The sequence below is a fragment of the Streptomyces spiramenti genome (assembly GCF_012034385.1).
Lineage (GTDB): Bacteria > Actinomycetota > Actinomycetes > Streptomycetales > Streptomycetaceae > Streptomyces > Streptomyces spiramenti.
Genome location: NZ_JAAVJB010000034.1, coordinates 17,511 through 31,280, shown reverse-complemented (window position 1 = coordinate 31,280; position 13,770 = coordinate 17,511). Strand labels below are relative to the sequence as shown.

At 72.6% G+C, this 13,770-nt stretch carries 11 protein-coding genes; 5 read left to right on the top strand and 6 right to left on the bottom strand.

All coding sequences use genetic code 11. The features are described 5' to 3' along the window. The 3 genes from HCJ92_RS07150 to HCJ92_RS07140 form a co-directional block, all read right to left on the bottom strand. A partial coding sequence (locus tag HCJ92_RS07150; protein WP_167932594.1) for a PAC2 family protein occupies positions 1–920 on the bottom strand: 920 nt, incomplete at its 3' end. A 231-nt stretch (positions 921–1,151) separates the two neighbouring features. Further along, positions 1,152–2,693, bottom strand: coding sequence for a glycerol kinase GlpK (glpK, locus tag HCJ92_RS07145; protein ID WP_167932593.1), 1,542 nt, complete (start codon positions 2,691–2,693; stop codon positions 1,152–1,154). Positions 2,694–2,754: 61 nt separating this feature from the next. After that, positions 2,755–3,543 carry an aquaporin gene (locus HCJ92_RS07140; RefSeq protein ID WP_167932598.1) on the bottom strand — a complete coding sequence of 263 codons (789 nt, stop codon included), beginning with the start codon at positions 3,541–3,543 and terminating at the stop codon, positions 2,755–2,757. Between the two features lie 405 nt (positions 3,544–3,948). Here HCJ92_RS07140 and metH point away from each other — a divergent pair, with 405 nt between their 5' ends. Both metH and HCJ92_RS07130 read left to right on the top strand, forming a co-directional pair. Continuing rightward, a complete protein-coding gene (gene metH / locus HCJ92_RS07135) occupies positions 3,949–7,467 on the top strand; it encodes a methionine synthase (RefSeq protein WP_167932592.1) in 3,519 nt (1,172 codons plus the stop codon). 175 nt (positions 7,468–7,642) lie between these two features. Continuing rightward, complete coding sequence (locus HCJ92_RS07130; RefSeq protein ID WP_167932591.1) at positions 7,643–8,368, top strand: HAD family hydrolase; 726 nt, start codon at positions 7,643–7,645, stop codon at positions 8,366–8,368. A 100-nt stretch (positions 8,369–8,468) separates the two neighbouring features. Here HCJ92_RS07130 and HCJ92_RS07125 read toward each other — a convergent pair whose 3' ends face one another. Continuing rightward, complete coding sequence (locus HCJ92_RS07125; protein ID WP_167932590.1) at positions 8,469–9,137, bottom strand: response regulator; 669 nt, start codon at positions 9,135–9,137, stop codon at positions 8,469–8,471. Between the two features lie 41 nt (positions 9,138–9,178). Next, positions 9,179–10,171 carry a RecB family exonuclease gene (locus HCJ92_RS07120; protein ID WP_245240660.1) on the bottom strand — a complete coding sequence of 331 codons (993 nt, stop codon included), beginning with the start codon at positions 10,169–10,171 and terminating at the stop codon, positions 9,179–9,181. A gap of 144 nt (positions 10,172–10,315) precedes the next feature. Here HCJ92_RS07120 and HCJ92_RS07115 point away from each other — a divergent pair, with 144 nt between their 5' ends. The 3 genes from HCJ92_RS07115 (at position 10,316) to HCJ92_RS07105 (ending at position 13,293) form a co-directional block, all read left to right on the top strand. Next, positions 10,316–11,581, top strand: a complete 1,266-nt coding sequence (locus HCJ92_RS07115) for a site-2 protease family protein (protein WP_167932589.1) — start codon at positions 10,316–10,318, stop codon at positions 11,579–11,581. A gap of 85 nt (positions 11,582–11,666) precedes the next feature. Further along, complete coding sequence (locus HCJ92_RS07110) at positions 11,667–12,560, top strand: tRNA (adenine-N1)-methyltransferase (protein WP_167932588.1); 894 nt, start codon at positions 11,667–11,669, stop codon at positions 12,558–12,560. 163 nt (positions 12,561–12,723) lie between these two features. Continuing rightward, positions 12,724–13,293, top strand: a complete 570-nt coding sequence (locus HCJ92_RS07105) for a hypothetical protein (protein WP_167932587.1) — start codon at positions 12,724–12,726, stop codon at positions 13,291–13,293. Positions 13,294–13,362: 69 nt separating this feature from the next. Here the strand turns inward: HCJ92_RS07105 and HCJ92_RS07100 are convergent, their stop codons facing one another. Beyond that, positions 13,363–13,674 (bottom strand): ferredoxin, encoded by a 312-nt coding sequence (locus tag HCJ92_RS07100; RefSeq protein ID WP_167932586.1) that lies wholly within the window; start codon positions 13,672–13,674, stop codon positions 13,363–13,365. Positions 13,675–13,770 lie beyond the last annotated feature (96 nt).

Sequence of the window (13,770 nt, the reverse complement as noted above, 5' to 3'; positions counted from 1 at the left end):
CCCAGCATCACGACCATCTCCACTCCCAGCTCGTGGGCGAAGGCGAGGATCTCGTTGCAGAAGGTCCGCCAGCGCATGCTCGGGAGGTAGCGCTCGAACTCACGGGCGATGGCCTCGCCGCTCGCCTCGGGAAGGTCCGCGGTGTCCTTGGCCTCCTCCAGCGACTGCACGTACTCGGCGACCTCGGAGTCGTCGGCGGCCAACTGGTCGACGCCGAGCTGCCACGCCCGCGCGTCCTCCGTGAGATCGCCCAGCGGCACGGACAGCCCGAGCAGGTCCTCCAGCGCGTGCAGCAGGGCCAGCGTCGCCTTCGGGTTGGGCGGCTGCGAGACGTAGTGGGGCACCCCCGCCCAGAGACTCACCGCGGGGACGCCGGCGTGCGCACAGGCTTCCTGGAGCACCCCCACGACACCGGTGGGACCCTCGTAGCGGGACTCCTCGACGTTGAGCGAGCGGGCGAGCTTGTCGTCGGAGGTGACGCTGCTGACGGGCACCGGCCGGGTGTGCGGTGTGTCGCCGAGCAGCGCGCCCAGCATCACGACCATCTCCACTCCCAGCTCGTGGGCGAAGGCGAGGATCTCGTTGCAGAAGGTCCGCCAGCGCATGCTCGGCTCGACACCGCGGACCAGCACCAGGTCGCGGGCCCGGCCGTTGCCCGCCTCGGCGCTGACGCGCACCACGGACAGGCGTGTGGTGGGCCAGGTGATCCGGCGCACGCCGCCGTCCAGCCACATCAGCGGACGGTTGACCTGGAAGTCGTAGTACTCCTCGGCGTCGAGCGCCGCGAAGACCTCGCCCTTCCACGCCTGGTCGAGATGGTCGAGCGCGGCGGAGGCTGCGTCCCCGGCATCGTTCCAGCCTTCGAACGCGGCCACCATGACCGGGTCGACCAGCTCGGGAACTCCCTCGAGCTCGATCACCCAGCGCCTCCTTCCGGCCGGACGGTCGGTCGGCGGTGCCGCGCGACGCCCGGTCTTCTCGGTCGTTCCTTGCGAGCCCAGCCTACGGCGTGACCGTGCCCACGACAGGGGGTTCGTACGCCTGCGGCCGACGGGCGGTCGGAGTACGCCGCGCGCCCGGCCGGGACGCCGGTCCCGACACGGCGGCGGGGCCGACCGGGACACCCGGTCGGCCCCGCCCGCGGTGCGCCGTCAGCGCTTCTCGTCCTCCAGCCAACCCATGGTGCGTTCGACCGCCTTCAGCCAGTACTTGTACTCGTGTTCGCGGTCGGCCGCGTCCATCTCGGGCTCCCACCGGTGGTCCTCGCGCCAGTTGGCGCGCAGCTCGTCGGTGGAGCCCCAGAACCCGGTCGCCAGCCCGGCGGCGTAGGCCGCGCCCAGGCAGGTGGTCTCGGTGACCTCCGGGCGCACCACGGGGACGTCCAGGAAGTCGGAGATCTTCTGCATCAGCAGCCCGTTGGCGGTCATGCCGCCGTCGGCCTTCAGGGTGGTGAGTTCCACCCCCGAGTCCTTGTGCATGGCGTCGGTGATCTCCCGCGTCTGCCAGGCGGTGGCCTCCAGCACGGCGCGGGCGATGTGGGCCTTGGTGACGTACCGGGTGAGTCCTGCGATCACGCCCCGGGCGTCCGCCCGCCAGTAGGGGGCGAACAGGCCGGAGAACGCCGGGACGAAGTAGGTCCCGCCGTTGTCGTCGACCGATCGTGCCAGCGGCTCGATCTCCGACGCGTCCGAGATCAGCCCCATCTGGTCGCGCATCCACTGCACCAGCGAGCCCGTCACGGCAATGGCGCCCTCCAGGGCGTACACCGGCTTCTGGTCGCCGATCCGGTAGCCGACGGTGGTCAGCAGGCCGGCGTAGGAGTTGACCGGCTTCTCCCCGGTGTTCATCAGCACGAAGGTTCCGGTGCCGTACGTCGACTTGCCCTCGCCCTCGGCGAAGCAGGTCTGGCCGAACAGTGCGGCCTGCTGGTCGCCGAGCGCGGAGGCCACCGGGATGCCGTCCAGCGGCCCGCCCTTGGCGTTGCCGTAGACCTCGGCCGAGGAGCGGATCTCCGGGAGCACCGCCGTCGGCACGCCCATGGACTCGCAGATGCGCGTGTCCCAGTCCAGGGTGCGCAGGTTCATCAGCATCGTCCGCGAGGCGTTGGTGACGTCGGTGACGTGCCGACCTCCGTCCGGGCCCCCGGTGAGGTTCCAGATGACCCAGGAGTCCATCGTGCCGAACAGGACCTCGCCCCGCTCCGCCCGCTCGCGGAGCCCCTCGACGTTGTCGAGCAGCCAGCGGATCTTCGGCCCCGCGAAGTACGAGGCCAGCGGAAGGCCGGTCTCCCTCCGGAACCGGTCCTGTCCGACGTTCCGGCCCAGATCCCGACAGATCGCGTCGGTACGGGTGTCCTGCCAGACGATGGCGTTGTGGACGGGGCGGCCGGTGGCGCGGTCCCAGAGCAGCGTGGTCTCGCGCTGGTTGGTGATGCCGATGGCCTTGACCTCGTCGCGCGTCACCGACGCCTTGGCCAGGGCGCCCGCCACGACCTTCTGCACGTTGGCCCAGATCTCGGCCGCGTCGTGCTCGACCCACCCCGGGCGGGGGAGTATCTGCTCGTGCTCCTTCTGCTCGACCCCGACAATCGTCCCCGCGCGGTCGAACACGATGCACCGGCTGCTGGTGGTTCCCTGGTCGATCGCCGCGATGAACTCGCGGGGATCGACCCTGCTGGCATGCGTCTCACTCATGGTGCGGCTCCTGGTCTGCTGCGGTGGTCACTGGGGAGGAAGCGGTACGGCGGACGGCGGCTCAGAAGGCGAGGCGCGAGATGCCCGCGGCGAGCGCGCCGCCCGCGAGCGGACCCAGCACCGGGATCCACGCGTAGCCCCAGTCGGAGCCGCCCTTGTTGGGCAGCGGCAGCAGCGAGTGCACGATCCGGGGGCCGAGGTCGCGTGCCGGGTTGATGGCGTACCCGGTCGGGCCACCGAGCGACAGGCCGATGGCGACGACGACCAGCGCCACCATCAGGCCGCCCAGCCCGGTGACCTGGAGGTCCTCGTTCACACCCAGTCGGATGACGGCGAGCACCAGCACGGTGGTGGCGATCAGCTCGGTGGCGAAGTTCTGCCACGGGCTGCGGATCTCCGGGCCCGTGGAGAAGATTCCCAGCACGGGTCCGGGACCCTTGTGGTGGTGGCGCCCGCTCTCGGCGGTCCGCTCGGCGCCCTGTTCGGCGGCGGCCACGGCGGGGTCCCGCAGATGCGCCTGGAAGTGGCCGAAGTAGGCGATCCAGACCAGGGCGGCGCCGATCATCGCCCCGATCATCTGACCCGCCCAGTAGACCCAGACGTTGTCCCAGTTCCCGCTGTCCAGGGCGAGCCCGAGGGTCACGGCGGGGTTGATGTGCGCGCCCGACAGCTCCGTCGAGATGTAGACGCCGCTGAGGACGGCGAATCCCCAGCCGAAGGTGATCGCCAGCCAGCCGGCGCCGAACGCCTTCGACTTCTTGAGGACGACCCCGGCGACGACGCCGCCGCCGAGCAGGATCAGGACGGCCGTCCCGAGTATCTCGCCGATGAATATGTCTGAACTGGACACCATGCCTCCTCGTCCGAGCCCGGTGCCGGTCCCGGGGGAGGGCGACCGAGCCGCCTTCCCGTTCGGAAGTTCGACCGGCGAACGGTGGTACTACCTGTGACGGGTGTCCCCCTGATCGTTACGGGAAACTTCCCGGTCAGCGCCTGTACGCATATCGGCATTATGTGCCGGTTCCGGCGGGCTGTCGCGCGCTGTCGTCCACCGCCCGGCCCGCCGGAGGGCCGACGAGCGGGACCCGACACGCCCGGGCGTCGCAGCGCCGACACCCCGCCCGGCACCGGCGTCGCGGGCTGTCCGATCGGCGGGACGGTCCGGGTGCTCCTCATGGCCTGCCGTTACGCTGACCCGGTACGCCCCCGCCGGGGCGTAAAGCCGACAGCCGTCGCACCCCCAGGGAGTCACCCCATGGCCTCGTCCACCCTGCCCACCGCCAGCCCCGCGCAACGTGTCGCCGCGTTCCGGGAAGCGATCGCCTCCCGCGTGGTCGTCGCCGACGGCGGAATGGGCACCATGCTCCAGGCGGCCGACCCCACCCTGGAGGACTTCGAGGACCTCGAGGGGTGCAACGAGATCCTCAACGTCACCCGGCCCGACATCGTGCGCTCGGTCCACGCCGAGTACTTCGCGGCCGGTGTGGACTGCGTCGAGACCAACACCTTCGGCGCCAACCACGCGGCCCTCGCCGAGTACGACATCCCCGAACGCGTCCACGAGCTCTCCGAGGCGGGCGCCAGGGTCGCCCGCGAGGCCGCCGACGGCTTCGCCGCGCAGGACGGCCGGATGCGCTGGGTCCTCGGCTCCATGGGCCCGGGAACGAAGCTCCCGACCCTCGGCCACGCCCCCTACGGACTGCTGCGCGACGCCTACGAGCGCAACGCCGACGGCCTGCTCGCCGGGGGCGCGGACGCCCTGCTGGTGGAGACCACCCAGGACCTCCTGCAGACCAAGGCCGCCGTCATCGGCGCCCGGCGCGCCCTCACCGCCGCCGGCTCGGCGGCACCCCTCATCGTCTCCGTCACCGTCGAGACGACCGGCACCATGCTGCTCGGCTCCGAGATCGGCGCCGCGCTCACCGCGCTGGAACCCCTCGGCATCGACATGATCGGCATGAACTGCGCCACCGGCCCCGCCGAGATGAGCGAGCACCTGCGCTACCTCGCCCAGCACGCACGCGTCCCGCTGGCGTGCATGCCCAACGCCGGGCTCCCCGTCCTCGGCCGCGACGGCGCGTACTACCCGCTCACCGCGCCCGAGCTGGCGGACGCCCAGGAGACGTTCGTCAGCGACTTCGGCCTGTCGCTCGTCGGCGGCTGCTGCGGCACGACACCGGAGCACATGCGGCAGGTCGTCGAGAGGGTCCGGGGGCTGACCCCGGCGGCACGCACCCCCCGACCCGAGCCCGGTGCCGCCTCGCTGTACCAGACGGTGCCGTTCCAGCAGGACGCCTCCTACCTCGCCATCGGCGAGCGCACCAACGCCAACGGCTCCCGCAAGTTCCGGGAGGCCATGCTGGACGCCCGCTGGGACGACTGCGTGGAACTGGCGCGGGAGCAGATCCGCGAGGGCGCCCACTTCCTCGACCTCTGCATCGACTACGTGGGGCGCGACGGCACCGCCGACATGGCCGAGCTCGCCGGTCGGCTCGCCACCGCCTCCACCCTGCCGATCGTGCTGGACTCCACCGAGGTGGAGGTCATCCGCGCCGGCCTGGAGCGCCTCGGCGGCCGTGCCGTCATCAACTCGGTGAACTACGAGGACGGCGACGGGCCCGACTCCCGGTTCGCCCGCATCACCGGGCTCGCCGCCGAGCACGGCGCGGCGCTGATCGCTCTCACCATCGACGAGGAGGGCCAGGCCCGCACCGCCGAGAAGAAGGTCGAGATCGCCGAGCGGCTCATCGCCGACCTCACCGGGAACTGGGGCATCGAGGAGTCGGACATCCTCATCGACTGCCTGACCTTCACCATCTGTACCGGCCAGGAGGAGTCCCGCGGCGACGGGGTCGCCACCATCGAGGCCATCCGTGAGCTCAAGCGGCGCCACCCGCAGGTGCAGACCACCCTCGGCCTCTCCAACATCTCCTTCGGGCTCAACCCCGCCGCCCGCATGGTGCTCAACTCCGTCTTCCTCGACGAGTGCGTCAAGGCGGGACTCGACTCCGCCATCGTCCACGCCGCCAAGATCGTGCCGATCGCCCGGCTGGCGGAGGAGGAGGCCGCCGTCGCCCTCGACCTCATCCACGACCGCCGGAGCGAGGGGTACGACCCGCTTCAACGGTTGCTGGAGCTCTTCGACGGGGTGGACGCCAAGTCGGTGCGCGCCGGCCGCGCCGAGGAACTGGCGGCGCTGCCGCTGGAGGAGCGGCTGCGTCGCCGCATCATCGAGGGGGAGCGCAACGGCCTGGAGGCCGACCTGGAGGAGGCGCTCACCGAGCGGCCGGCTCTGGAGATCGTCAACCAGACCCTGCTGGCCGGGATGAAGACCGTCGGCGAGCTGTTCGGTTCCGGCCAGATGCAGCTGCCGTTCGTCCTCCAGTCCGCCGAGGTGATGAAGACCGCGGTCGCCCACCTGGAGCCGCACATGGAGAAGACGGACGAGGACGGCAAGGGCACCATCGTCCTCGCCACCGTCCGGGGCGATGTCCACGACATCGGCAAGAACCTCGTGGACATCATCCTCTCCAACAACGGCTACAACGTGGTCAACCTCGGCATCAAACAGCCGGTCAACGCCATTCTGGAGGCGGCGGCCGAGCACCGCGCCGACGTCATCGGCATGTCCGGTCTCCTGGTGAAGTCCACGGTGATCATGAAGGAGAACCTGGAGGAGCTGAACGCCCGCGGCATGGCGGCCGACTTCCCCGTCATCCTCGGCGGCGCCGCCCTCACCCGCGCCTACGTGGAGCAGGACCTCCACGAGATCTACGACGGCGAGGTCCGCTACGCCCGCGACGCCTTCGAGGGGCTCCGGCTGATGGACGCGCTGATCGGGGTCAAGCGTGGCGTGCCCGGCGTGACGCTCCCCGAGCTGAAGCGCCGCCGGGTACCCGCCCGCACCGCGCCCCGCGCCGACGCGCCCGAGGCGGCCGACGTGCCGCCCGCCCGCTCCGCGACCGCCACCGACGTCCCCGTCCCCGCTGCGCCGTTCACCGGCACCCGCATCGTCAAGGGGATCGCGCTCAAGGAGTACGCCTCCTGGCTCGACGAGGACGCCCTCTTCAAGGGGCAGTGGGGACTCAAGGGCAGCCGCACCGCCGACGGCCCCGACTACGAGGAGCTGCTGGAGTCCGAGGGCCGGCCCCGGCTGCGGGGCTGGCTGGACCGCCTCCACACCGACAACCTGCTGGAGGCGGCCGTCGTCCACGGCTACTTCCCCTGCCACGCCGACGGCGACGACCTCGTCATCCTCGACGAGGACGGCCGGGAGCGCACCCGCTTCACCTTCCCCCGGCAGAGCCGGGGCCGGCACCTCTGCCTCGCCGACTTCTTCCGCCCCAAGGAGAGCGGGGAGCTCGACGTCGTCGGCCTCCAGGTGGTCACCGTGGGCTCCCGCATCGGTGAGGCCACCGCCGAGCTCTTCGCGGCAGACGCCTACCGGGACTACCTGGAGCTGCACGGTCTCTCGGTCCAGCTGGCGGAAGCACTCGCCGAGTACTGGCACGCCCGCGTTCGGCAGGAACTCGGGATCGGCGGCGACGACCCGGCCGAGCTGTCGGGCATGTTCCGCACCGAGTACCAGGGCTGCCGCTACTCGCTCGGGTACCCCGCCTGTCCCGACCTGGAGGACCGCGCCAAGATCGCCGAGCTGCTGCAGCCCGAGCGCATCGGCGTCAAGCTCTCCGAGGAGTTCCAGCTCCACCCCGAGCAGTCCACCGACGCCATCGTGCTGCACCACCCGGAGGCGAACTACTTCAACGCGCGCTGAGCCCGCTGCACGGGTCGGAGTCCCGCACGGCGGCGGACGGACATCGCCCGTTCGCCGTCGTGCGGCTGCCCGTTCCGGTCCCCTCGGCGTACACTGACCGGTCCGGACCCGGCCGGTCGCCGCCCCGCACGCGGGGGAGGAGACCGGCCTTCCCTTCCCCCGGAGGTGCACGCGGATGACGACGTTCCTCCCGACGACGGACGGCGCGAGCGGCGGGGTCCCCGCCCCGCGCGCGGTCCTGCTCGACATGGACGGCACCCTGGTCGACACCGAGGGACTCTGGTGGGACGCCGAGGTCGCGGTCTTCGCCGGCCTCGGCCACACCCTCGCCGACCACCACCGCACCGTCGTCAGCGGCGGACCCATGGGCCGTGTCGGCCGTTACCTCATCGAGTCGACCGGCGCCGCCGTGACCCTGGAGGAGCTGGGCCCGCTCATCAACGCCGCGTTCCTCACGCGGCTCGCCTCCGGCTTCGACCTCATGCCGGGCGCCCGACGGCTGCTCGACGAGCTGACGGGGCAGGGCGTGCCGACCGCGCTGGTCTCCGCCTCCGACCGGGCCGTGGTGGACGTGGTGAGCACCGCCCTGGGCAGGGAGTCGTTCACCCTCACCGTCGCCGGCAACGACCTGCGCCGGAACAAGCCCCATCCCGACCCCTACCTCGCCGCCGCCGCCGGGCTCGGCGTGGCGCCCGAGGAGTGCGTGGCCGTCGAGGACACCCTCACCGGGGTCGCCGCCGCGGAGGCGGCCGGCTGCCAGGTGGTGGTGGTGCCCTCCGTCGTCCCGATCCCGCCCGCGCACCGCCGCAGCGTCGTGGCCTCGCTCACCGAGGTGGACCTGCGGTACCTGCGGGGCCTCTGGCCCGCGGCCCGTGCCGGGGAGCCCGCCGGTCCGCTCTGACCGTCTCGCCGCCCCCTCCGACAGTCGCCCCGCGACAGCCGCCCGCCCGCCGGTCCGCGCCGGTGGGGCGGTTCGGCGGCCGGTCCGCCACCGGCGCCCGTCAGCGACCGGGGCGCACCAGCCCGCTCTCGTAGGCGTACACAGCGGCCTGCACGCGGTCGCGCAGCCCGAGCTTGGTCAGGACGTGACCCACGTGCGTCTTCACCGTCGTCTCGCTGACGAACAGCTCCGCGGCGATCTCCGCGTTCGACATCCCCCGCGCCACCAGCCGGAGCACCTCCAGCTCGCGCTCGGTCAGCGTGCTCAGCGTCTCCGGCAGCGGGTCCTCCCCGGCCGGCAGTTTCCCGGCGTACTGGTCGAGGAGCCGCCGGGTGATGCTCGGCGCCAGCATCGCCTCGCCGGCGGCCACCACCCGGATCGCCTGCACCAGTTCGGCGGCGGGCGCGTCCTTCAGCAGGAACCCGCTGGCCCCCGCCCGCAGCGCCTCCACCACGTACTCGTCCAGGTCGAAGGTGGTCAGCACCAGGACCTTCACCGGGCCGTCCTTCGCCGGGCCGGTGATACGGCGGGTCGCCTCGACCCCGTCCATCCGGGGCATCCGGATGTCCATCAGCACGACATCGGGCTGCAAGGCCCGTACCTGCTCCAACGCCTGCTGACCGTCGCCGGCCTCACCCACGACAGCGAGGTCGCCCTCGGCCTCGAGGATCATGCGGAAACCGGTGCGCAGCAGGGGCTGGTCGTCGACCAGCAGCACACGAATGGGCACGGGCGCTCCTCACGGGACGGGTGTACCTGGCCCATTCTCGCTCACGCGCCCTCCGGCGCCTGCCGCCCCCCGCCGGCGGCAGGGGACGCCGCCTCCTCGCCCCCGCCCGCCGCGGGGGCGACGCCCGCGTCGACCAGCGGCAGGGTGTCCTGCACCAGCAGCGGGTAGGGCGGGGGAGTACCGCCGAACTCGGGACAGATCGCGCGGTAGCTGCACCAGCCGCAGAGCTTGGTGCGGCGCGGGCGCCAGTCGCCGGTCTCCGTGGCCTCCCGGATCGCCTCCCACAGCGCCAGCAGCTTGCGCTCCACCCCGAGGAGGTCCGCCTCCACCGGGTCGTAGTGCCGGACGTCACCGCTGCCCAGGTAGACCAGCTGGAGCCGCCGGGGCAGCACCCCCTTCAGGCGCCACACCACCAGGGCGTAGAACTTCATCTGGAACAGGGCGTCGCCGAAGTACTCGGGCCGGGGCGCCTTGCCCGTCTTGTAGTCGACGATGCGCACCTCGCCGGTGGGCGCGATGTCCACCCGGTCGATGACGCCCCGCAGTCGCAGACCCGAGTCGAGCTTGGTCTCCACCCACATCTCCCGCTCGGCGGGTTCCAGGCGGGTCGGGTCCTCCAGGGTGAACCACCGCTCGACGAGCTCCTCGGCGTCCGTCAGCCACCGCGCCAACCGCGCGGCTGCATCCGGCGCCGCCCTGTCCTCGTCCGATGCCGCCGAGCTCCCGGGCCCGCCCGCCGCGGGCTCGGACGGCTCGTCGGAGAAGAGCGCCGCCAGTTCGGGGCGGCGGGCCAGCAGCCGCTCCCACTCCTGCACCACCATCGACCGCGCCCGGCGCGGGGTGCGCTGCGCCGCCGGGGAGTCGAACACCCGCTCCAGCACGGCGTGGACGACGGTTCCCCGGGTCGCCGCCGCGCTGGGCTCCTCCGGCAGCCGGTCGATCACCCTGAACCGGTACAGCAGCGGACACTGCATGAAGTCCGCCGCACGGGACGGGGAGAGTGACGCGGTACGCGGTGCGGGTGACGCTTCCATGTGCAGAACCCTACGACCCGCCACCGACACCCGGCGCAATACCATCGTCATCGCGGGCCCGGCGCGGCATGATCGTGCCGATCACCGCGCGACGGACCGGCCGCGGACCGACCGTTCCCGCGCGACGCGGCGCCCGGCCGGACCATGCCGTCACCGCTCGTGCACGGCGACGAGAACACAGGACAAGGGGACACCGTGGGAGAGGCGGACCGGCCGGGAGCCGGCGGCTCCGGGAAGAAGCGCCCGGGCGGCGGGGGCGGCATCCTGATGGGCCGTATCTTCAAGGTCCCGGTGTACGTGGCGCCCAGCTGGTTCCTCGTCGCCGCACTGATCACCTGGTTCTTCGGCAACCAGCTGGAACGGATCATCCCCGGCATCGGCGGCACCCGCTACCTCGTCGCGCTGTTCTTCGCGGTCGCCTTCTACGCCTCGGTACTCGTGCACGAACTCGCGCACACGGTAGCGGCGTTGCGGTTCGGGCTCCCCGTCCGCCGCATCCAGCTCCAGTTCTTCGGCGGCGTCTCCGAGATCGAGAAGGACTCGCCGACCCCCGGGCGGGAGTTCGTCCTGGCCTTCGTCGGGCCGCTGCTCTCGCTGGTACTGGCCGGCGTCTTCTGGCTCGGCATGCTCGCCACCGAGGTCGGCACCGTCCCCGGTGTGCTGTTCGCCGGACTGATGCTCTCCAACCTCATCGTCGCGGTCTTCAACCTCCTGCCCGGCATGCCGCTCGACGGCGGGCGGATGCTGCGCGCGGTCGTCTGGAAGATCTCCGGCCGACCCATGACCGGCACGGTCGTCGCCGCCTGGGCGGGGCGCGCCCTCGCCGTCGCGGTACTGGTCGGGTTCCCGCTGGTCACCCACACCGGCATCGTGGTGGAGCGGCAGTCGTACACCGGGGTCGACTCCCTCACGGACGGCCTGCTCGCCGCCGTCCTCGCCGCGATCATCTGGACCGGCGCCGGCAACAGCCTGCGCATGGCCCGCCTCCGCGAACGCCTCCCCGGCCTGACCGCGACCGCGTTGACCCGCCGGGCCGTGCCGGTGCCCGCCGACGCCCCGCTCTCCGAGGCGCTGCGCCGCGCCAACGACGCCGGCGCCCGCGCGCTGGTCGTCGTCGAACCCGACGGCACCCCCAGCGCGCTGGTCAAGGAGTCCGCCATCGCGGCGGTCCCCGACCACCGACGCCCGTGGGAGCCGGTCGGCGGCCTCGCGCAGGAGATCGCCGAGGGGACGCGGATCCGGACCGACCTCGGGGGCGAGGCGCTCCTCACCCACCTCCGCGACCACCCCGCCTCGGAGTACCTGGTGGTCGAGCCGACCGGTGAGGTCTACGGCGTCCTCGCCACCTCCGACGTCGAACGCGCCTTCGTCGCCGCGATGTCCGGCGAGGGACGCCCGCCGCGCCGCTGACCGCGTCCGGGCGCGGAGGTCCGCCCGCGGGGGCGTCCGGGACCTCGATTAGGGCCCGTCACGCCGCTGGACTAGGCTGATCCCCATGTCCGAACCGACCGGTGCCGCCCGCCGACGCGGGCCCTTCAGGGTCGGGGACCAGGTACAGCTCACCGACCCCAAGGGCCGCCACTACACCTTCACGCTCGAAGCCGGGAAGAGCTTCCACACCCACAAGGGTGCCTTCCCGCACGACGAGCTGATCGGTGCTCCCGAGGGGACCGTCGTCCGCACCACCGGCAAGGTCGACTACCTCGCGCTGCGCCCGCTCCTCACCGACTTCGTCCTGTCCATGCCCCGCGGGGCCGCCGTGGTCTACCCGAAGGACGCGGGTCAGATCCTGGCGATGGCCGACATCTTCGCCGGCGCGCGGGTGGTGGAGGCGGGTGTGGGATCGGGTTCCCTCTCCACCTTCCTGCTGCGCGCCGTCGGCGAGCACGGGATGCTGCACTCCTACGAGCGCCGCGCCGACTTCGCCGACATCGCCAAGGGCAACGTCGAGCGCTACTTCGGCAGCCCCCACCCCGCCTGGCAGCTGACTGTGGGCGACCTCCAGGACAACCTCAGCGACACCGAGGTCGACCGTGTCATCCTCGACATGCTCGCCCCCTGGGAGTGCCTGGACGCCGTCTCCAAGGCGCTGGTCCCCGGTGGGATCCTCTGCGCCTACGTCGCCACGACGACACAGCTGGCACGGACCGTGGAGACCATCCGCGAACACGGCACCTTCAACGAGCCGTCGGCCTGGGAGACCATGGTCCGTACCTGGCACGTCGAGGGCCTCGCCGTCCGGCCCGACCACCGCATGATCGGCCACACCGGGTTCCTCCTCACCGCCCGCCGACTGGCCGACGGCGTCGAGCCGCCGCGCCGTCGCCGTCGCCCCGCGCCGGGCGCCTACGGCGAGGACTACACCGGCCCCGGCGGCAGCCGAGCCTGACCCGACTCCCCGTCCGCACAGCGCCGTTCCACCCGATCCGGGTGGAACGGCGCACTCGTCGGGCCGGGACCGGGCGGCCCTTCTTGCGGGGATCCGCGTGTGGCACGATGCACAGCATCCCGCCCACCGCGCTCCGCGGCGCTTCCTCACAGGAGATCCCAGCGTGCAGTCCCCGGCCGACCCCGGACTCCCGCACACCCGCGCCCGCGCCGTCCACTGGCTGGCAACCGCCGCGGCCGTGGCCGCCGTCGCGGCCCTCGCCGCGCTGGTCCAGCCCGAGGGGGCGACCGCCCGGCCCGGCGACCCGCTGCCACGGGCCACCGGCGGACCGGACCCCGAGACGGTGAGCTACCCACTCGACTGCGGCCCCCACGACACCGCGGTGACGCACAGCGCCCAGGTCGACCTCGACGGCGACGGGCGCACCGAGACCGTCGCCGCCGTGCGCTGCGACGCCGGCGGCGGCACTCCGCCGCACGGCCTGTACCTGCTGACCGGGCGGGCGGACGGCGCCGTCGTGGTCGCCGAGACGCTGGTGGACCCGGGGGAGGGGATGATCGTCGAGGAGCTCACGGCCGCGGACGGTACCCTCCGGGCCGTCCTGCTGGCCTACTCCTCGCCCGACGTGCCCCGCAGCGAACCCGACCTGCACGGCGAGGCGACGTGGAACTGGCGCGACGGGAGGCTGGTGATCGACCAGGCGGCCCCGCCGGTACCCGCGTTCCACACCTGACGGCCACGCGCGACGCGCCGGGCGCCCCGCGGATGCAGCCAGCGCCGCCTCCGTACGCCGGGGCACGCCTCAGTCGGCGTCGGGCCCGTACACCTCGGTGCCGTCCGCCACGCGCCGCACGTGGATGCAGTCGCCCGGGCAGTCCTTCGCCGACTCCACGACGTCCCGCAGCAGCGGCAGCGGCACCGGTGCGCTGGCGCCGGGCTCGGTCAGCAGGTCGGCCTCCTCGCCGGCGGCGACCGGAGGCTTGACGTAGGCCAGACCGTCGATGTCCAGCTCGAACACCTCGGGCGCGTACTGGGCGCAGATGCCGTCGCCCGTACAGAGCTCCTGGTCGATCCAGACCTCGAGTTCGTCGGCGGCCGTGTGCTGCGCGCTCATCCCACCCACCGTTTCCCGGGCGCCCTGGCTCCTGCCGGGCGGGTCCGTTCGATCCTGTCCGTCATGCCTCACCCTCCCCGCGCTCCACGGCGGGTA